Origin of the sequence: Dyella marensis (assembly GCF_900112865.1) — a bacterium.
GTDB lineage: Bacteria > Pseudomonadota > Gammaproteobacteria > Xanthomonadales > Rhodanobacteraceae > Dyella_D > Dyella_D marensis_A.
On record NZ_FONH01000003.1, the window covers coordinates 80,005 to 99,368 of the forward strand.

Annotated in this window: 21 protein-coding genes; 12 read left to right on the forward strand and 9 right to left on the reverse strand. The window is 67.1% G+C overall.

The window, feature by feature from the left end; genetic code table 11:
• Nucleotides 1-153: 153 nt before the first annotated feature.
• Genes BM172_RS06060 through BM172_RS06080 form a run of 5 tightly spaced genes read right to left on the reverse strand, consistent with a single transcriptional unit; the run spans nt 154 to nt 2,451 of the window.
• The gene (locus BM172_RS06060) at nt 154-438 is read right to left on the reverse strand and encodes a BufA2 family periplasmic bufferin-type metallophore (protein WP_026635989.1); all 285 of its coding nucleotides are present in this window, start codon (nt 436-438) and stop codon (nt 154-156) included.
• Nucleotides 439-479: 41 nt separating this feature from the next.
• On the reverse strand, nt 480-1,247 hold the full coding sequence (locus BM172_RS06065; RefSeq protein ID WP_026635990.1) for an alpha/beta fold hydrolase: 768 nt from the start codon (nt 1,245-1,247) through the stop codon (nt 480-482).
• Between the two features lie 49 nt (nt 1,248-1,296).
• Nucleotides 1,297-1,728 (reverse strand): DoxX family protein, encoded by a 432-nt coding sequence (locus BM172_RS06070; RefSeq protein WP_051548868.1) that lies wholly within the window; start codon nt 1,726-1,728, stop codon nt 1,297-1,299.
• Nucleotides 1,725-2,003: a BufA1 family periplasmic bufferin-type metallophore gene (locus tag BM172_RS06075; RefSeq protein ID WP_026635992.1), complete on the reverse strand. Its 279-nt coding sequence runs from the start codon at nt 2,001-2,003 to the stop codon at nt 1,725-1,727. The genes BM172_RS06070 and BM172_RS06075 overlap by 4 nt, the downstream gene beginning before the upstream one ends.
• A 34-nt stretch (nt 2,004-2,037) precedes the next feature.
• Complete coding sequence (locus tag BM172_RS06080) at nt 2,038-2,451, reverse strand: organic hydroperoxide resistance protein (protein WP_026635993.1); 414 nt, start codon at nt 2,449-2,451, stop codon at nt 2,038-2,040.
• Nucleotides 2,452-2,755: 304 nt separating this feature from the next.
• On the opposite strand from BM172_RS06080, the gene BM172_RS06085 reads away from it, so the two are divergent.
• The 4 genes from BM172_RS06085 (at nt 2,756) to BM172_RS06100 (ending at nt 6,312) form a co-directional block, all read left to right on the forward strand.
• A complete protein-coding gene (locus BM172_RS06085; RefSeq protein ID WP_026635994.1) occupies nt 2,756-3,295 on the forward strand; it encodes a thioredoxin family protein in 540 nt (179 codons plus the stop codon).
• 41 nt (nt 3,296-3,336) lie between these two features.
• Nucleotides 3,337-4,077, forward strand: coding sequence for a response regulator (locus tag BM172_RS06090; protein WP_026635995.1), 741 nt, complete (start codon nt 3,337-3,339; stop codon nt 4,075-4,077).
• Complete coding sequence (locus BM172_RS06095) at nt 4,074-5,390, forward strand: ATP-binding protein (RefSeq protein ID WP_197022878.1); 1,317 nt, start codon at nt 4,074-4,076, stop codon at nt 5,388-5,390. The genes BM172_RS06090 and BM172_RS06095 overlap by 4 nt, the downstream gene beginning before the upstream one ends.
• Before the next feature lie 118 nt (nt 5,391-5,508).
• On the forward strand, nt 5,509-6,312 hold the full coding sequence (locus BM172_RS06100; RefSeq protein WP_026635997.1) for an SDR family NAD(P)-dependent oxidoreductase: 804 nt from the start codon (nt 5,509-5,511) through the stop codon (nt 6,310-6,312).
• Nucleotides 6,313-6,316: 4 nt separating this feature from the next.
• Here the strand turns inward: BM172_RS06100 and BM172_RS06105 are convergent, their stop codons facing one another.
• The 3 genes from BM172_RS06105 to BM172_RS06115 all read right to left on the reverse strand — a co-directional run bounded on the left by BM172_RS06105 (nt 6,317) and on the right by BM172_RS06115 (nt 8,736).
• Nucleotides 6,317-6,895 carry a hypothetical protein gene (locus tag BM172_RS06105; RefSeq protein WP_026635998.1) on the reverse strand — a complete coding sequence of 193 codons (579 nt, stop codon included), beginning with the start codon at nt 6,893-6,895 and terminating at the stop codon, nt 6,317-6,319.
• A 172-nt stretch (nt 6,896-7,067) separates the two neighbouring features.
• Nucleotides 7,068-8,057 (reverse strand): omptin family outer membrane protease, encoded by a 990-nt coding sequence (locus tag BM172_RS06110; protein ID WP_177218790.1) that lies wholly within the window; start codon nt 8,055-8,057, stop codon nt 7,068-7,070.
• A 190-nt stretch (nt 8,058-8,247) separates the two neighbouring features.
• Entirely contained in the window at nt 8,248-8,736 is a 489-nt protein-coding gene (locus BM172_RS06115; RefSeq protein WP_035323733.1) for a hypothetical protein, read from the reverse strand.
• A gap of 156 nt (nt 8,737-8,892) precedes the next feature.
• Between BM172_RS06115 and BM172_RS06120 the strand changes: the two genes are divergently transcribed.
• The 5 genes from BM172_RS06120 to BM172_RS06140 all read left to right on the forward strand — a co-directional run bounded on the left by BM172_RS06120 (nt 8,893) and on the right by BM172_RS06140 (nt 15,524).
• Nucleotides 8,893-9,522 (forward strand): TetR/AcrR family transcriptional regulator, encoded by a 630-nt coding sequence (locus tag BM172_RS06120; protein WP_026636000.1) that lies wholly within the window; start codon nt 8,893-8,895, stop codon nt 9,520-9,522.
• A gap of 5 nt (nt 9,523-9,527) precedes the next feature.
• Nucleotides 9,528-10,103 carry a P-loop NTPase family protein gene (locus BM172_RS22755; RefSeq protein ID WP_231504225.1) on the forward strand — a complete coding sequence of 192 codons (576 nt, stop codon included), beginning with the start codon at nt 9,528-9,530 and terminating at the stop codon, nt 10,101-10,103.
• Nucleotides 10,104-10,291: 188 nt separating this feature from the next.
• Nucleotides 10,292-13,225 (forward strand): putative bifunctional diguanylate cyclase/phosphodiesterase, encoded by a 2,934-nt coding sequence (locus tag BM172_RS06130; RefSeq protein WP_177218791.1) that lies wholly within the window; start codon nt 10,292-10,294, stop codon nt 13,223-13,225.
• Between the two features lie 240 nt (nt 13,226-13,465).
• Nucleotides 13,466-14,089, forward strand: a complete 624-nt coding sequence (locus BM172_RS06135) for a hypothetical protein (RefSeq protein ID WP_051548871.1) — start codon at nt 13,466-13,468, stop codon at nt 14,087-14,089.
• 10 nt (nt 14,090-14,099) lie between these two features.
• Nucleotides 14,100-15,524, forward strand: a complete 1,425-nt coding sequence (locus tag BM172_RS06140; protein WP_026636003.1) for an XVIPCD domain-containing protein — start codon at nt 14,100-14,102, stop codon at nt 15,522-15,524.
• 51 nt (nt 15,525-15,575) lie between these two features.
• On the opposite strand, the gene BM172_RS06145 is transcribed toward BM172_RS06140, so the two are convergent.
• Nucleotides 15,576-16,571, reverse strand: coding sequence for a glycerophosphodiester phosphodiesterase family protein (locus BM172_RS06145; protein WP_051548874.1), 996 nt, complete (start codon nt 16,569-16,571; stop codon nt 15,576-15,578).
• Between BM172_RS06145 and BM172_RS22450 the strand changes: the two genes are divergently transcribed.
• From BM172_RS22450 to BM172_RS06155, 3 genes are all read left to right on the forward strand, one after another.
• The gene (locus BM172_RS22450) at nt 16,570-16,710 is read left to right on the forward strand and encodes a hypothetical protein (RefSeq protein ID WP_155964723.1); all 141 of its coding nucleotides are present in this window, start codon (nt 16,570-16,572) and stop codon (nt 16,708-16,710) included. The two genes, BM172_RS06145 and BM172_RS22450, sit on opposite strands and share 2 nt — an antisense overlap.
• Before the next feature lie 179 nt (nt 16,711-16,889).
• A complete protein-coding gene (locus BM172_RS06150; RefSeq protein ID WP_143096473.1) occupies nt 16,890-18,491 on the forward strand; it encodes a hypothetical protein in 1,602 nt (533 codons plus the stop codon).
• Between the two features lie 35 nt (nt 18,492-18,526).
• Nucleotides 18,527-19,291: a class I SAM-dependent methyltransferase gene (locus tag BM172_RS06155; protein ID WP_026636006.1), complete on the forward strand. Its 765-nt coding sequence runs from the start codon at nt 18,527-18,529 to the stop codon at nt 19,289-19,291.
• Nucleotides 19,292-19,364 lie beyond the last annotated feature (73 nt).

The window sequence follows — 19,364 nt, forward strand, 5'->3', positions numbered from 1 at the left end:
GCTGAGCCCCTCTCCCTCCGGGAGAGGGGTTGGGGTGAGGGTACGGGCGAAGCGCAAGGGTGATATGCACCGCTCCGGCCGTACCCTCATCCGCCGGCCTCTACCTTCGGGTCGCCAGAGGGAGAAGGACTCTAGCTTGGTGGGGCGAGGTAATTACTTCGGCTCAGTCAACGTCCCACCCGCCGCCAGGCACTCCGCCTTGGTCTTCACCACAACTCCCTGGCCCTTGCAGTCATTGAGCCCCTTGCAATCATGCTTGGAGGTGGCGCACAGGCTCTCGCCCTTGCAACTGTTGACGCCGTAGCAGCGCACCGGTTCGCGCTGCTGCGCACCCTGGTCGGCCGCTTTCACCGGCGAGATGACGGAAGCCGCGGCGATGGCGACGAGAGCGGCAGCGGCGGCGAGGCCGGAACGGGACTTGGTGGCGATGATGTTCATGGAATGATTCCTCAGGATGGATGGGTGGGATGGAGCGGGATTCAACGCACGCCGTTGGCGGCGTCCTCGATGACCTTGGCCACGGCCTCGGGCTGCGAGATGTACACGGCGTGGCTGGCCTTGATCTCGGTGACCTTGGAGCCGGCGCGCTGGTACATCCAGCGCTGCAGGTCGGGGCTCAGCGCACGGTCGTCGGTGGTGACCACGGCCCAGCTCGGCTTGCTGTGCCAGGCGGCGACCTGCATGGTGGCGCCGAAGGCGGCGGTGCTGGCCGGCACCTGCGACACGGCCATGAAGTCGGTGCGGTTCTTGCCGAGATCGCCGGCGAAGTCGTCGCCGAACTTGTGCGGATCGAAGTACAGGTGGCCGTCGCGGGTCGGCACGATGTCGTTGCTCGGCGAGGGCATCGAGCCGACCACCTGCGACAGGCTCTCGCCCACGTCCGGCTGCACGCCGGCGACATAGACCAGCGCCTTGACCTTGTCGCGGTTGCCGGCCTGGGTAATTACGGCGCCGCCGTAGCTGTGGCCGACCAGCACCACGGGACCGTCCTGTGCGCGGATCAGTTCGCGCACCTGTTCGGTGTCGTTGGCGAGCGTGTCGATGCGCGGCTGCGCCACCACGACCTTGTAGCCCTTGTGGATGAGGATGTCGTGCACGACGCGCCAGCCGGAGCCGTCGACGAAGGCGCCCGGCACGATCACGACGTTCTTGATGGCGGGAGCGGATGGCTCGGCGGCGTTGGCGGCGCCGGTGGCGGCGGCAAGTGCGATGGCGATGGCGATGGCGATGCCTAGCAGGGTACGCATGATTGGATTCCCGGTTGACGATGGTGTTGGAGTGAGTTGGCGAGGAATGTCAGCGCTGGCGTTGCAGCAGCCGGTCGAGCGACCAGCGGCCGCCGCCGTAAGCGATGAGCGGGAGCATCAGCGCGGCCCAGGTCAGGTGCGTCGGCCAGGCCAGCGGATAGACGAAGAGCTCGATCACCGCGGTCATGCCCAGCAGCGCCAGCGCCGACCCGCGGGTGAACAGGCCCAGCACCAGCAGCGCGGGGAACAGGTGTTCCGCGCCGGTGGCGAGCCGGGCCGCCCAGTCCGGCGGGATCACCGGCAGGGCGTACTCGGCGACGAACAGGTCGTAGGTCGACTGCTTGATGGTCATGAAGCCTTCGACCTTGGTGCGCCCGGACTGGAAGAACACCGCGGCGACGGCGACCCGCGCGATCAGCAGGAGCGCGGCGTCCGGCAGCGCGCGGTTCCAGCGCGAGGTGGTCGTCGCCACCGCGTTCATTGCTTCGGCTCCAGCGAGCCATAGCCTTTTGGCGTCTTGATCGTGGTGCAGGTGCCCTTGTCGACCAGCACCCAGGCATTGCCCTGGTAGTCGGTGCTGGAGGTGCCGGCACAGGTGGTGCCGGCGCCGGCGGCGCAGTCGTTCTTGCCGGCGAGGGCGACGCCGAAACATTTTTCCATCGGTTTTTTATGCGCTTCGTCAGCGTGAGCGGAAGCGGCGAAACAGGCGAGGCCGAGGGCGAGCGTGGCGGCGAGCCTGGCGTGCGTGCGGTGCATGGGTGTCTCTCCTTGAACAGGTGTGGGGCAGGGGTCAGATCAGGTTGATCGCGACGTCGATGTTTCCGCGCGTCGCCTTGGAGTACGGGCAGGTCTGGTGCGCGCCGTCGACGATGGCCTGGGCGGTGTCGCGGTCCAGGCCCGGCAGGCTCACGTTGAGCCGTGCCTGCAGGAAGTAGCCGCGCTCGGCGGTGTTGCCCAGGTCGATCTCGGCGTGGACTTCGGTGCCGGCGGGAAGGCGCACGCCGATCGACTGCGCGGCGAAGCCCATCGCGCCGATGAAGCAGGCCGACCAGCCGGCGCCGAACAGCTGCTCCGGATTGGTGCCGGCGCCCGGTGCGCCCGGCGGGGTCAGCTTGATGTCGAGGCGGCCGTCGTCGCTGCGCGACTGGCCGTTGCGGCCGCCGGTGGTGAAGGTCTTGCCGGTATAGAGAACGTTGCTGCTCATGGTGCTGGTTTCCTGTGGCTGGGCCATCGCGTCGGGATGACGGCGGCCGGTGTGCAAAGGAAACCGCGCTGGCGTATCCCGCTTGTGTCGCCGCAAGCGCCGAACGGCAACGCAATGTGTAGCGGGCGGGGGCGGATACGTTCGGATACAAAAGCCGCGGCGCGGGCGGCGCTGCGGGTCCGGCCGGCTTGTACATTCGGATACAAAAAGCCGCTCCGGCCGACACGCGGGGGATAAGGCGCGGCGCTCCAATACGCACCTGGGCGGTGCCTGCGCACCGCATCGCGACTACGAGGTGATCCCCATGCGCATCCTGAAATTCGCCGCCGCTGCGCTGTTCGCCGCCGCCGCCGGCGTGGCCGTCTGGCCCGGTACCACGCCCGCCGCCTTCGCGCAGGAGCGCGAGGCGCGCCCCGCGCCCGAACTCACCGGCGCCGGCCCCTGGCTCAATTCACCGCCGCTGAGCGTGGCCGGCCTGCGCGGCAAGGTGGTGCTGGTCGAGTTCTGGGCGCGCGAATGCATCAACTGCCTCCATGTGCTGCCGCACACCCGCGAACTGCATGAGCGCTATGCCGACGATGGCCTGGTGGTGATCGGCGTGCACACGCCGGAGTACGAGGAAGAGCGCGATCCGGCGGCGTTGCAGGCGGCGATCCGGCAGTACCGGATCGACTGGCCGGTGGTGGCCGACAACGAATACAAGCTATGGAACGCCTATGGCAACCGCTACTGGCCGGCGCTGTACCTGATCGACCGCGACGGAAAGCTGGTCTACAGCCACTTCGGCGAGGGAAACTACGAGCAGCTCGAGCAGCGCGTCCGCGCTCTGCTCGGCAAGGCCTGAGCGGACGCGTGACCACGGGATCGAGAGACAAAGGGCTGAGCATGGATCACATCGACAACATCCTGGTCGTGGACGACGATCGCGAGATCCGCAACGGCGTGGTGGAGTACCTGCGCAAGAACGGCCTGCGCGCCAGCGCGGCGGTGGACGGCCGCGACATGTTCGCCCAGCTCGACGGCTCGGCCTTCGACCTGGTGGTGCTGGACATCATGATGCCGGGCGACGACGGCCTGGTGCTGTGCCGCACCCTGCGCGGCGGCAAGCACCGAGCGCTGCCGGTGGTGCTGCTCACCGCGCGCGACGACGAGACCGACCGCATCATCGGCCTGGAGATGGGTGCCGACGACTACGTGACCAAGCCGTTCGCGCCGCGCGAGCTGCTAGCGCGGATCAAGGCGGTGATCCGCCGCACCCGCATGCTGCCGCCCAACCTGCGCGTGACCGAGGCGGCCAGCGAGCTGGCCTTCGGCCGCTGGCGGCTGGACACCACGGCGCGCCACCTGCTCGACGAGAGCGGCACCATCGTGCCGTTGAGCGGCGCGGAGTTCCGCCTGCTGCGCGTGTTCCTCGACCATCCGCAGCGCGTGCTGTCGCGCGATCAGCTGCTCAACCTGACCCAGGGACGCGATGCGGAACTGTTCGACCGCTCGATCGACCTGCTGGTCAGCCGCCTGCGCACCCGCCTGTCCGACAACGCCAAGGACCAGGCCTATATCAAGACTGTGCGCAGCGAAGGCTATGTCTTCAGCATGCCGGTGACCGTGCCGGGCGCGGGCACATGAGCGCGTTGCCCGCCCGCATGTCGCGCTGGCTGCCGCGCAGCATGGCGTCGCGGCTGTACCTGATCATCGTCGCGGGGCTGGTGCTGGCGACGGGGCTGTCGCTGGCACTGGCCATGTACGAGCGCTTCGAAAGCGCCACCGCGGTGATGCTCAACACGGTGGAACACGACGTCGCCACGTCGGTCGCGGTGTTGAACCGCCTGCCCGCCGCGGAGCGCCCCGATTGGCTCGGCCGGCTGGAGCGCGACAACTATCGCTATCTGCTGGGCGAGGGCAAGCCGGGCTTCCCGCTGATCTCCGATCGCGCGCGCGAGTTGTCGGCTCGCATCGCCAATGAAGTGGGGCCGGCGTACCGCGTACATGCCGAAGCGATCTCCCGCGAGCCGGAGCGCTACCAGGTGCATTTCACCCTGGGCGACGGCGCGCCGCTCACGCTGGAAGTGACGCCGCACCTGTTGCCGGTCGCCCGCTGGCTGCCGCTGGTGCTGGTGCTGCAGGTGGCGACGGTCTTGCTGTGCGCTTGGCTGGCGGTGCGCCTGGCGACGCGTCCGTTGACGCGGTTGGCAAAGGCCGCGGAGGCGATGACACCGACCGCCGACGGTCCGCGCCTGCATGAGGAAGGCCCCACCGAAGTGGCGCAGGCGGCCGTTGCGTTCAACACCATGCAGGAACGCATCGCGCGCCACCTGAAGGAACGCCTGCATATCCTCGCCTCGATCTCGCACGACCTGCAGACGCCGATCACCCGCATGCGCCTGCGCGCCGAAGGACTGGACGAAGGCGAGGAGAAGCAGAAGTTGCTCGGCGACCTGAAGGCGATGGAGCACCTGGTGCGCGAGGGCGTGGCGTATGCGCGCAGCGCGCATGGCGGCGCGGAGACGCCGGTGCGGCTGGATATCGATGCGTTCCTGGAAAGCCTGGTGTTCGACTACCAGGACGTCGGCAAGCCGGTGACGCTGGAAGGCGCGGCGGGCGGCACCGCGCTGGTGCGGCGGCAGGCCTTGCAGCGCGTGCTGGGCAACCTGGTCGACAACGCGATCAAGTACGGCGGCGCGGCCGAAGTCTCCTCGTGGCGCGACGCGAGCGGTGCGCTGTGCATTGCCGTGGCCGATCGCGGGCCAGGTATTCCGGAGGACGAACTGGAGCAGGTGCTGCAGCCGTTCTACCGGCTGGAGGCCTCGCGCAACCGCGACACCGGCGGCGCGGGGCTGGGCCTGGCGATCGCCGCGCAGTTGGCGTTGGCGATCGGTGGGGCCCTGCAGCTTGCCAACCGGGAAGGCGGCGGCCTGATGGCGACCGTGACCTTGCCCTGAGTCCCGGCCGGAGGCGATGCGTCATAAAAGGTGGCATCTACGACATTTAAGTCGAGGTGCGCCAGGCATACAAAGTCCGCATCCCGCCGGCACCCGCCGGTGCACACGGAGAACGGACATGAGCAAGCAAGACCTCGGCACCGCCCTGATCACCGGTGCTTCCACCGGCATCGGCGCGGTGTACGCCGACCGCCTGGCCCGCCGCGGCCACGACCTGATCCTGGTCGCGCGCAACCGCCAGCGCCTGGACGACCTGGCTCGCCGCCTGACCGACGAGACCGGACGTTCCATCCAGGTATTCCCCGCCGACCTCGGCAACCCTGCGGGCGTGGCCGGCGTCGAACAGCTGCTGCGCAGCGACCGCAGCATCTCGATGCTGGTCAACAACGCGGGCATGGGCGCCACGGCGCCGCTGCTCGAATCCGACGTCGCGCGCATGACGCAGATGATCGAACTCAATATCGGCGCGTTGACCCGGCTCACCTATGCGGCGGTGCCGGGCTTCGTCGAGCGCGGTGGCGGCACGGTGATCAATATCGCCTCGGTGGTGGCCATCGCGCCGGAGCTGCTCAATGGCGTGTACGGAGGGACCAAGGCCTATGTGCTCGCCTTCACCCGCTCGCTGCAGCACGAGCTGGCGGCGCAGGGCGTGCGCGTGCAGGCCGTGCTGCCGGGCGCCACCGCGACGGATTTCTGGGAAGACTCCGGCAAGCCGGTGAGCGAATTGCCGCCGTCGATCGTGATGACTGCCGAGGCGATGGTCGATGCCTCGCTGGCGGGTTTCGACCAGGGCGAGGTGTTCACCATCCCCGCACTGCCCGAACTCGCCGACTGGTCGGCTTTCGAAGGCGCCCGCGAGAAGCTGCTGCCGCAACTCTCGCGTGCGCAACCGGCCGAGCGCTATCTGCGCGGGGTGGAGTGAGCGATCACGCCAGCGCGATCGCCGAGCCCGTGAACGCCGCCACCTTCTGGTAACCCTTGGGTGTCGGCGTGATCGGCGCGCCCGCGGCGGTGCCGAACTGGGTGACGCCGACCGGCAGCAGTTGCGCGATGTCGTAGTCGCGACCGCCGAGCGTAAAGGGCTTGCTGTCGACCAGCCGCGCCGAAAATACATTCGATGCCACCAGGGCGTGACCGTCCGCGTTGTCGACCGTGGTGCCCACCACCATGCTCGCGCGGCGGAAGGTGGCGATGCGCTCGCCCTGGGCGAACGACAGCGGATCGTCGAAATCGCTTACCGGCGTGCGCTGCAGGTAGATCGAGAATTCGCCCACCGGATCCACCGAAAGCCTGAGGTTGCCATTGCTGACGCCGCCGGCGGTGAACGGTACCGCGGCGAAGGTGAAGCACGCAGTGCCTTCGCCGAGCTTGCCGGCGAACAACTGCGCCTGGTCGATACCGGCCAGGTGCAGGAAGTAGCCGTAGTCGGCCAGGTTGTTTTCTTTCTTGTCGTCCAGATAGAAGCGGCCGGTGACGTACCAGGCCAGTTCGGCGGGCAGCAGCATGCGGGGACCTCGGTGGTGGTGGATCGGAGCCGGCGGATCGGGTCTGCCGGAACCGGGACACCTTACCGGATCGGTTTTTCGAGGTCTTGGTGCAGTGCTTTGGCGGATGTGCCGAAAGGAATTGCAGGCTCGTCGCCGGCGGATAAAGCTCCGCCGGCGATGAGTGCCGGCTTCAGAAGGCCAGCTTCGCGCCTACGCGCAGGTTCCAGGTTTCGTTAGCGAGGCCAGCTGAGCCGGTCGGATCGAAACTCTCTCCTTCGGCGCCCCAACGGTGCGTGTCCGCCTTGGTGTGCGCGTACTTCTCATAACCGAGCGACGAGTACAGCGACCAGCGCGGTGTCAGGTGATAGTTGGTGCCAACTTCCATGCCGAACATATTCGAGCGTTTGCCATGCTCGCGAGTGATGACGCCGGTTTGCAGGTGGTTGTCGCGGTCTTTGCCGAAGGTCCATGGGCTGACGATGGCCTGGCCATAGAAGTCGAACTTGTCTGCTTCATAGCGCATCGCCATCCCCAGATAGCCGCTGCGCCAAGTCTGCCTGTAAGTAATGACATCGCCAGTGATATTACCGCTGTCGTTGTGGAAGGTGCTGGGGTCCGGCGGCATGTCGTCGGCCGCGTTGGGATCGGTGGAGTAGATATAGGAGCCGTCGTGGGCGACGAAGCGCATCGTCTGATAGCGCACGCCTGCCAACGCATCCAGCGAAAGGCCGCCATACCGGTAGAAAGTGGCGGCGAGGCTGATATCCGCGCCGTAGGACTGATTCATGCGGGTAGATGAGATCGAGCGATCGGTCCAGTCCTGGATGCCAAAGCTGCGCATGGTCCAATCGTAATCGGTCAGCTTTCCGTTGGAAGCGACGATGGTCCAGGCCTGGCCGCGAATGGTCAGCCAATCCAGTGGCCGGTAAGTCACATTCAGGCCGACCGTGGCTGCGTTCTTGATGCGCCAGTTGAGCTGGCTGAGCTTGGTGCCGGTCTCGCCGTCGTACACATACTCCCGCGCGGTACCTGCGAGATAACCGGTGAATAGCCCGGCTTCGAACTTTGAGGAATGGACCAGCGGAGCCGAATCGGTCACGGCCGGATTGGCGGCATGCGCCGAACCCGTGGCCACCAGCAGGCTGGCGACACCGAGCGCCAGGGATTTTTTCATAAACATGGGCAATAGCTCTCTGATTTTGTATGGGTGATGCGCGCTCGGCGCGACACGGCCGGAAGAGCGCTCGCCAGCATGATTTTTCAGAGCAAGCCTGTGGACTGGAAATATCTGGACATCAGGGCGCGCACTTCCTCCACCGTCTAAGACAAACGAATTGTTCGCCATCAAGCCGAAGCGGTCCGCGTCGACGCTAGTCGCGCGGCGCGCGCAGCAAAAGATAGAAGGAAGCGACATGGGTGATCATCAGCAGTGGCACGTAGATGACCGGAATCGCGTAGGCGGCGCCGAGCGTTCCTGCGATCGCGGGAAGACCGGCCCGCATGGCATGGAAGTAGTCGAGCAGCAGGTCGGCCATGCCCACGATGTTGAAAGCCACCACGAACGCCCAGAACAGCGGCCGCACTTTCACGGTGAGCAGCGCGAGCATCGCCAGCAGGGCGGTGGCCAGGTCGGCATAAGCCGCGAAGGTCGCGAAGCTGCCCGGCAATTGCGAGCCCACGACGCCGGGCATGACGAACACCAGGCCGAAGAAGCGGAAGCTGTGCAGGCTGGCGATGGCGCGCTGCGCGTCGATGCGGTCCATCGCGCGCAGCCGCGGCCACAGATAGCTGCGATAGCACAACAGCCAGGCGAGATAACCCAGGATCAGTTGCGCGGTGAAGATGTTGGCGGGCGACATGTCCGGCTCCCGTGGGCGCGCACGCCGGTGCCTCGGGCATCGCGGACGCGATTGCGATGGCGCCGCCGATCCCGGGGGCGCCTGATTGATTGGTACTGTGTGGTACCGTGGCCGCCATGCTACGGTACCGGGTGGTACCAACACAAGGATTCTTCCGTGAAGAAGCAGGCGATCGTCGAGTCCGCCCCCTTGCCGGCGCGCGAGCGGATCCTGCACGCGGCGATGGAATCGTTCATGGAGCTTGGCTACACCGAGGCCAGCACCTTGAAGATCGCCACCCGCGCCCAGGTGTCCAAGCGCGAGCTGTACGCGCTGTTCGGCAGCAAGCAGGCGATGCTCGCCGCGTGCATCGCCGACCGCGCCGGGCGCATGCGCCTGCCGGCCGAGTTGCCGCCGCCGCGGGATCCTGAAGAACTGGTCGCAGTCCTCGGCAAGCTGGGTGCGACGGTCCTGCGCGAAGTGACCCAACCCGGCGTGATGGCGGTATTCCGCCTGGCAGTGACCGAAGCGCAGCGCGCGCCCGAGGTGGCCGCGACGCTGGAGATCGCCCGCGCCTCGATACGTGCGGTACTGCGCGGCATCGTCGTGCATGCGCAGGCCGTCGGCCTGCTCGCGGCGGGCGATCCGGACGAGCAGGTCGCGCGCTATCTGGCGCTGCTGTGGGGCGATTTGATGGTGAGCATCCTGCTGCGCCTGCGCGAAGCACCAGCTGCGCGGGAAATCGACCTTCGCGCCGGCAAGGCCGCGGGCGATTTTCTGCGGCTCTACCGCAAGAGCGGGAGCTGACGCCCGTGCAACTGGCGGAACTCGGCGAGCGCATCTGCATTCTCGGCCCGTCCAACAGCGGCAAGTCGACGCTGGCGGACGCGATCGCGCGCAAGCGCGGCCTGCCGGCCATCCATCTCGACCGGCTTTATCACTTGCCACACACGAACTGGCAGCCGCGCCCCGGCGAAGCGTTCGTTGCCCTGCACGACCAGGCCATCGCGGACGAGCGCTGGGTCATCGATGGGAATTACACCAAGTGCATGCCGCAGCGCCTGCAGCGGGCCACCGGCGTCATCCTGCTGGACATCCCCGTCTCGCTCAGCCTGCTCAGGTATGTGCGCAGGACGCTGTCCGGCCGGCGGCGGGTGGGGGGGCATCGACGGCGGCCGCGACAGTATCAAGTGGGGCATGCTGCATCACATTGCCCTCGTCACGCCGGGAAATCGCCGGCGCTACCTGGCGATGTACCAGGCCCTCGGCCTGCCGAAGATTCACCTGCCTTCTGCGCGTGCGATCGAGGCGTGCTATCGGCAGTGGGACCTGGAACGTTAGGGCAGGCACACAGTCGTGCGCGGAGCGCTGCTTCGCGCCATACGTGAAGTTCACGTCGGTGAGGATGCTGCATCACCGCACGAGAGCCCCCTATGGCCTGGGCGCGGCGCTCGCGTTATCGTCGCGCCATGCCGACGGACTTCCATGCCGACAGGAAGCGCGCTGTCGTCCCCGGCCACCGGATCCGTCCGCCCACACGGCATCAGGGGGAGGCATCACGCAGGCCATGGCGACGATGAGCGGTCCTCCGAAGGGGCCATCGCTGCTGACCATCTTCGCGTTCGGCAGTATCACGGCCGTGCTGCTGTTCGCCGTGCTCATGAACGGCCTGCGCTCGGACCTGCGCGCGCAGCTGGGCGAAAGCAGCCACCGTACGCATGAGGTGGCCATCCACGTCGAGCAGGCCGTGCGCATACCCTTGCGCGGCAGCGCCAATTCGCTGACCTTCATCGCGGAGGAATCGAGCCGCCTGCAGCGGATGGCGCCGCAGCAGAGCGATGCGCTGCTCAAGGGCTTGATCGCGGAGATTCTCCGGCGGCAGCCGCAGATCCGGCAGGTCGATTTCGTGGCCACCGGCGATGGCGATTCGTCGCTGTCCGTCTCGACGGACAGCGTCTGGGCGGCGTGCCATGCACGCATGCCGCCCGCCGGCGGCAAGCCATGCTTCGGCCCCGTGTCGAATGGCCCTGACGGCGAGAGCATGTCCCTGGCGGCGCCGATGGGCGAGCATCGGTGGATCACGGCGGACATTCAGGTCGCCGCGTTGCGCAAGGCCATCGCCAACATCCCGCACGCGAACGACATCGCCTTCAAGCTCGTCGACGAGCAGGGCCGGGCGATCGTGCAGGGCGGCGATGCCGCGGCGGCGGCTGCCGATTCCCAGGAGGTGCTGGCGCCGTGGTGGATCCGGACCTTGTTCGGACTGCGGCGGCCGATCCCGCTGCAAGCCTCTTCGCAGGTCGACCCGTACCCGTTCAAGGTCGTCGCCGGCATCACCTACGAGAAGGCACTGGCGCCATGGCGCAGACAGCTGGTGGCGGCCTGCGCGTTCTACCTGTTCTATCTGTTCGCCTTCGTCAGCCTGCTGGGCGTGATCTACCGGTCCACCCGGGTGCAGCGTTACTACATCGAACATCTGCAGGCGAAGACGCGCGACCTGCACACCGCGCAACGCATCGGACGCACCGCGATCTGGACGTTCCAGGCCAACCGCATCGTCAGCACCGACGAGGAAGGCGAGATCTTCGGATTGCCGCGCGGATCGAGCACCGCCAGCGTAAGGGAGTTCCTGGCCATGGTGCACCCGGCCGACCGCTTGCCGCTCATCGAACAGGTGCGCCAGGCATGGGCGGGGCGCGAAGCCATGCGCGCGGAGCTGCGCATCCGCAAGCCAGGCGGCGGCATGCGCTGCGTATCGGCCAGCGGGCGGATCGTGCTGGACAAGAATGGCACGCAGTACATGACCGGTACCGTGGTCGACGTGACCGAGCAGTGGCAGGCGCACCAGCGGCAGGCGGAGAGCGAGCAGCGCTTCCATTCGCTGTTCGAGCACAATCCGCTGCCGTTCTGGGTGTTCGAGACCGCGTCCCTGCGTTTCCTGGAGGTCAACGCCGCGGCGGTGAAGGCTTACGGCTATACGCGCGAAGAGTTTCTCGGCATGACCATTTTCGAGCTCAGGGATATCGCGCACCGGCCCGGCCTGGTCGCGCACCTGGCGTCTCCCGGGGAAGCGCAGGAGGGGCCGAGGGTATGGGCGCACCGGACCAAGAAAGGCGAAATCATCGACGTGCGCATCCACGCCGCCGATATCGTCTTCAACGGCGTTCCCGCGCGCCTGGTATTGGCCGAGGACGTCGGCCAGCAGCTCGCCGGCGAGCGCGAGCTGGCGTATCGCGCCTCGCACGATGCGATCACCCATCTGCCCAACCAGCAGGCCTTGCTGAGCCGGCTGGACGGACTCATCGTCGAGGGGCGCGAGTTCGGCGTGGCCTACCTGCAGCTGCTCGGCATGGATGCCATCGCGGACACCTTCGGCATCAATGTCGCCGCCGGTGTCCTCCAGGCCATGGCCGAGCGCCTGGTGACGCGCGTGAGCGGCGAGGGATTCCTGGCGGCGGTGAACCACGAATCGTTTGCCTGGGTGGCTTCGCGGGAGCGCATGAGCGAAGCCCGGCTGCACACGGTCGTGCAGTGCGCGGTCGAGCCGCTGTACCTGGAGGAGACCCAGCATCAGATCGACATCGTGGTCGGCGTCGCCGAACATCCGCACGACGGCGCGCGTGGCGACGTGCTGTTCGCGCGCGCCGCGCTCGCCGCGCATGCGCATGTGCGGAGCGGCCGGCCGGTGCATTACTTCGAGGCGTCGCTCGCGCAGCAGTCCAAGGATCGCCTGCAGTTCGCCGCGAACCTGCGGCGGGCCGTGCGCCGCTACGAATTCGAGATGTACTACCAGCCCATCACCAACTTCCCCGACCAGCGTCTGGTCGGCCTGGAGGCGCTGATGCGCTGGCCGCAGGCGGACGGTTCGCTGATTCCGCCGTCCACTTTCATTCCGGTCTGCGAGGAGTCCGGCCTGATCGTGCCGCTGGGGCGCTGGGTGCTCAACCAGGTCGCCAAGGCGAGCCTGCAACTGAAGGAGGCGGGCTTCGGCGATCTGCCGATCGGCGTCAATATCTCGCCCGCGGAGTTGCGCAGCAGCGACCTGGCGGCAAATCTGCGCGCGGTGCGCCAGGCCTATTCGCTGGCGGACCACGCCATTCACATCGAATTGACGGAAAGCTGCCTGATCGAGCATCGCGAGAAGGCGATCGACGTGATGCGGCAGCTGCGGGCCGACGGGGTCACCATCGCGCTCGACGATTTCGGCACGGGCTTCTCCAGCCTTTCGTATCTGCGCGACCTGCCGATCGACATGCTGAAGATCGACCAGGCCTTCATCCGCGAGCTGGACCGGGATGCCCGCTCGGCGACGATCTGCGACGCCATCATCGCGCTGGGCAAGAGCCTGGGCATTCGCGTGATCGCCGAAGGCATCGAGCGGCGCGCGCAATACGAATGGCTCTACCGGCACGGCTGCGACGGCGCGCAAGGCTTCTATCTGGGCCGGCCGGAGCGCCTGACGGAATTCATGGCGCGCTGGCGTCAGGCCCCGGCCATTCGGTCTACTTGAAGACCGGGCCGGCCGCGAGTACTTTCCCCCGGCCTCGCGGCGGGTGGACAACAGTGGACTGGTCCGCAGTTTCCGCCGGCGCGGCGCCTTAACCTGCTGCGCACATGCAGGTTGGCAATACTGCTTTCATCGAGCGTCAGGGACAGGTTGCGCCGCGGCATGCGGGCGACCGCGACGAACCGCCACGCGGGTAGCAAGGGACTGGATGTGCCAAAGACACGAAGCGGACAAGGATCGAGCATGCATCATGCGGCTTCGCGCGCGCCGGCAAGCGGCCGGCTTCTATCGTTCACCGCTGCCCTGGGGATGCTGTGCATCGGCCTGCCCCTGTCGGCCCAGCCTTCGCCGGCGGCGCCCGGCCAAAATCACCTCAAGGAGAAACATGCGATGACCACGTCGGACATCAGCGCGAGCCAGGCATTGCAACGGACGCTGGAACTGATCCGCGGCAGCCGCAGCGTCGCGGACATCACCCCGGAAACCATGCAGGGCGCGTTCGGCGTGCAGGTCAAGAAGGTCGATCCGCAGCAGTTCGGCTATGGCCAGCGCCTGCCCGGCAACTGGGCCTTCAGCATCATGCGCCAGGAAGTGGAAGGCGCGGGACGGATGGATCTGAACTTCGATCCGCTGCCCGGCACCAAGGCGGCGCTGACCGACATCTGCGATCCGGATTTCGCGCACTTCACCGCCGAGCTGGAATCGATGGGCTTCGCCCGCCACTCCTCGCATGGCGAACATAACCGCTGGATCTACGACGCCTTCGAGCGGCCCGGCATGCGGGTCGAGGTGTACCCGGAGGTGGCGCGCGCCGACAACGGCGATGCCACCGGCCCCGCCTGCGTGAAGATGGTACTGGTACGGTAAGGAGACCGACATGCCACTGACCAAAGAAGCCCAGGCGGTCGTCGATGCGTTCGGCACCCAGCCCGGCGTCACCGCCCAACAGCTGCAGAACCTGAAGAACACCATCGATGGCTCGCCCGCGCTGACCCAGGAGGTCAACGACGCGGTGGCGCAGGGACATCTGCAGCGCATCGTGCCGCTGACCAATCCCCACGCCGGCGGCGAGTACAGCCCGACGGCGAAGGAAATGCGCCTGCCGCCGGCCATGCTCAACACGCCGGCGGGCGGCACCTACAACAGCGGCGAGGCTACCTTCGTGCTCGGCCACGAGCTGCAGCACGGCTTCAATGCCGCCGCCACGGCCCAGGCGCGGACCACCTTCGGCCAGGAGGCCGCCGCGGTCGCCCAGTCACCCGCGCACCAGCACGACTACACCGCACCCATCGGCAAGCTCATCGCCGCCAACCGGCGCGACGAGGCGGGCGCGGAGATCTCCGGCTGGAACGCCATCGTCACCGCCGCGCAGAAGGACGCGACGGATCATGGCCGCGCCGCGCCGACGCTGGAGGACATCTACAAGAAGCAGCCCTTCCGCATGGGCGACTTCATCGACGTCGACCGCAGCCATGTGCCGCCGACCTATTCGATGAAACCCAATCTCGAAGTCGATCCCACCACCCTGCACATGGCCGCCTCGGCGAAGAACCTCGAGGGCATGGGGCAGAACTACTACGACCGCGCCGGCGGCCTCGGCCACAACGGCAATTCGAGCTACGACAACTACTACGGTGCGGCCTATGTCGGCGCAGTGGCGCAATACGAGCGAGCCTACAATCCGCCGCAGCCGGGCCAGCCCGGCCACGAGATGCGGGTGGACATGGGCCGGCTGCACCTGAGCCCGGACATCGTGGCGCAGAACGGCATCAACCTTGGCGCCAATACCAACCCGATGCCGTACGTCGACAACAGCACGGGCACACCGGTGCACGCGCAGTTCCGTCATACCGCGACCAGCCACACCTACCAGCCGCTCGTGCCGCTGCCGGACGCCGCTCAACCCGGCGTGCCGCGCCTGGACCAGTACTCGCATCCCGACCATGGCCTGTACCGCCAGACCCTGGACGCGGTGCATCGCCTGGACGCGCAGCATGGCCGCCACTCCGATGTCAGCAGCGACAACCTCGCCGCGGCGGTGACGGTACAGGCGCGTCGCGACGGCATGAGCGGGATCGACCATGTCGTGCTGAGCGAAGACAAGAGCAAGGCCTTCGGCGTGCAGGGCGACCTGCATTCGCCGACCAAGCAGATCGCCGAAGTGAATACCGCGCAGGCGGTCAGTACCTCGGTCGAGCAGAGCAGCCAGCAATGGCAGCAGGCGATGCAGGGCCGCGCCGCGCAGGCGCCGCCGCTGGATCAGCAGCAACAGCAGAGCCAGCAGGCCGCGCGGCAGATGTGAGGAGCGCAGCGCTTCGGCCGCCGCGATGGTGGCCGAAGCGACAGTTGGCGTTTACCGATCCATATCAAGCAGACCTTGGTCCGGCTGCACCAGGCGCGGCAGGTCGCGCCGGTCCCGTCGATATGCCTTTGCGCGCCGCGGCGAATCGACCATGACGGCGTCGACGCCCAGCCCGGCGGCCAGCAGGTAGTCCTCTTCGCGGTTGATGCCGAAGACGACGGCATGAACGTCCGCGGCCGCATTGAGGCAAGCCATGGCGGCGCGGCTCCACAGCACGGCATCGGCGCTGGAGGTGGCTTCGGCCTGCAGCGTCAGGGTTTCCGATAGCGTTACTTTTCGTCGCCATTCGAAGCCAAGGTACGTGCCGTCACGCGGCCGGTCGCAACGATGTTCCAGCGCGATGGAAACCAGCCGTTGCCTGGTCCTCTGGCGGCTTTCGAACAGGCGTGCCTTCGGATAGGCCTCGAAGGCCTGCAGGTTTGCGCTCACGGTGGAATAGATCCGCGTCTTCGTCCATGCATCGTGCCGGTCGAGCGCGGCCGCCACCGCGCGAGCAGCTTCTTTCGCACGATCGGTCTTGATGTCGAGGTACAGGCTCGCATCTGCGGGGAGTTCATCGAGAAGTTCCTCCAGCGAGGGGATGCGAACCGGCTTGTCGCGATATGGATGCGTGACTTTTCCATCGGCTCCGGCCCGATCGAATTGCCAGCCCGCATTGAGCCGCTTCAGCTCCTCGAAGCTGTATCCGGCGATCAGGCCCTGGCCATCGGTGAGCGCGGACAGTTCGCGCGGACGATACAGCACGGCCACGCCATCGCGCGTCACCTGCACGCTGACCCATAACTGGCGAACGCCATTGGCCAGCGCGCTGCGGCAGGCCGCCAGTGTGTTCTCGGGCGCGTCGGCGGTGCCGCAGCGATGCGCGATTAGTGCGGGCGGTCCGGGAGCGGGAGCCACGGTCGCGAAAATCCTGCCGGCCGCCAGCCAGCCCAGCAGGGTGATGGGAAGCAGGGCGCCGGACAGTACGGCGAAAAGGCGATAGTTCATGGATGTCCAGCGTCGGGAAGAAGGCGTGGGAGGGCAGGATGGCGTCGTCAACTCGTCAGCCTATGTTCGAAGCCGCGCTGACCTGACCTCGAATTTTCCGATTCTGCAGGGCGTCATCGTGGCAGCAGGGCTGTCCTGAACTCCCAAAATCGGAGGGCATCAGCTGGCGCGGCCGCCGCAGCGATGGAGAATCCAGAAAATTTCGAGCGATAAACCGAGCGCGGTGCCTTCGTAGCCCCTGGATCTGCATGTGCCGGACGCGCCACCGTTCTCGCTACGCTTTTCGGAAACGGTCATCGGGCCGGTCGAAGCGATTCCATGTCCAAACCGCACGGCCAACGCAGCAGTTCTCCGGCCGGGCCAGGCGTCGGCGTGGCGCGTAGGGTTCGTGCGAGCAAGGCCCTGCGTTTGTCTACGCTGGCGACATCGATATGGCTGGCGATGACGGCATGCGGAGCGGGGGCGCTCGTGCCGCGGGATGACAGCGAGCGCGAGGAGCGGCCTTCATCGGCGGTCGATGCTGCGATCGATGAAGTGCCATCGCACGGCGATGCGAGTCCAGGCGAGGATCGCGCGGCGCCAGCGAGCGAGGCGATGCCGGCGCGCCAGCCGGCGAACGCCAGGTCGCCCGCGCTGCCGCCGCCGGTCATCGCAGCGCCATCGCTGCGGAAGCGGCAGCTGCAGGCCTTGCAAAGGGGGCCCCAGGTCATGGTGACGACGGACCCGGCGCCGCTCGACATTGCCGGCTTTGCTGCGCCGGCACCGCTGCGAGAGGACGAAGAGGAAGGATGCAATGCCTGTCTGCTTCTATGCTGCGGCGCGGTTTTCGCCGTGATGTGGTTGACCGTCCGGCGCCGCCGCGGACGCAGGCGGCCGCCTGTCCGCGATCAGTCGATAACTGTTCCGTGGCATGCGGCGAAAGCTCTCAAGCCGCACTGGGACTACGATCCGCAGCCATTCGACTCGGACGCCTTCCTCAGCCGCTGGGAAACCATCGAGCTTTGCATCCATGGGGATATGGAGCTGATGGATGCGATTGCCGGGCAGCGGATGCCGGGCACAGTTGCCTGCGCCGGATGGAGCGCGGTGTCGGCGCCGCATGCGCCGGCGCGCCAGTGCGAAGCCGAAGTGCTCGAATGGTGGTGCGAGCCGATCGAGGAAGACAGGCCGTACGCCTTGCTCCAATGGCACCGGCCTGATCTGCGCATCGATGGCGATGCGCATCTGTTGGCCGCGCTTGCGGGTCGCATGGCGTTGCCTGGAGCCATGAACGGCGAAGCTCGCGCTGCGTCGGATATCGAGGCGCCTGGTGGCGCTTCTGTCAGCGAGCCTGTGACAACGGTCGGGTCGGACCAACGGTCCAAGGCCGTTGCGGGCGAGTCTCTGCTTCAAGACCAGACCGCCTCGCCTTATCAAGACATCTCCGATACCGATCTGATCGCCCGGTCGAATGCCTGGATCGGCGAGATGCGCCGGCGCGGGCTGTCCGATGCCGGCGGCGCATGGCTGCTGGTGCAAAGTCTGATGGCCAGGGCCGGGCAGCGTGTCGCGCGTGAAGCCGCCACGCTGCAGGAAGCGGCAGCGAAGTTCGCGGGGTGGACGGCGAATCTGGCGCCCAGGGAACTGCGCCCGTCCTGGCGGGCGCGCTGGCTGGATATCCAGGTGGCGCGGCTGCGCACGCTGAAAGGTGCATCGCGCCTGCTCGGCTTCCACTCCCTCGATGCCGATTGCGCGGCCGATGTCTCGCCCGAAGTCATGGAGGCCCGCGTGCGCCTGCTGCTGCGCTGGTCGGAAGGCCTGATCGGCGCCGCGGCCAGGACCAAGCGGGCGGAGGCGGATGCCTTGGCCATGCGCCTGCGGCAGATGCACGACGAGTCGCAGCTGGCACCCGCTCCAGTCCATCGTCAATCGACGTATTAGTCGCTCAACTTTTTTCTTGCCTACGAGGATTCATCATGAACGCATTCAATCCGTCGGCCCAGGAGGCCACCGCGCCCCTGCTGTGGACGGTCCGCTATGGCGTAGTCAGCGCCATCGCTTCCACGCATCCGGCGGTGCGCTCGCTGCAGATGTACGGCGAATGGGGCGAGGCCGAGATCGACCTGCTCAGCACGGTGATCCAGGACGGGCAGACCGTCCTGCAGTTCGGCGGCGAGTTCGGCGCGCAGACGCTGTGGCTGGCGCGTGTGGTCGGCGCCAAGGGGTGCGTGCACGTGGCCGAGCCGGCGCGCATCGGTTTCCAGCAGCTGTGCGCGAGCGTGGCGCTGAACGGCCTGACCAATGTCTATACGGTCAACCAGTGGCTGGGGCAGCGCGGCGGTTCGGCGGGCCTGGGTACGCTGCCGGGCGCGCAGCATTTCCAGGGCGACGCGGCGGAGCAGGTGAAGCTGGGCACGGTGGACGAACTCGGCCTGGACAGCCTGCACCTGCTCAAGATCAATGCGCCGGGAACCGCTGTGCAACTGCTCGACGGTGCGGTCGAGACGATCCGCCGGTGCCGTCCCATCCTGTATTTCCGCCTCGAGCCGGAGCAGGCGGTAAGCGAAGTCAAACTGGTCAAGGAACTGGGCTATCGCTGCTGGTCGCACGCGCCGCACATGTACAACCCGGAGAACGCGCTCGGGCAGGCGGAGAATATTTTCCCAGGCCGCGTGCATCAGAACCTGATCGCGGTGCCGGTGGAGAGCGGCACGGTGTTCGAGCAGTTGATGGAAGTCTGAGCGGACCCGGCGAGCCAGATCGCGCGACGGCACCGCTTGGCGGTGCCGTCTGCGTTTCAACAGCGAGGTCTGT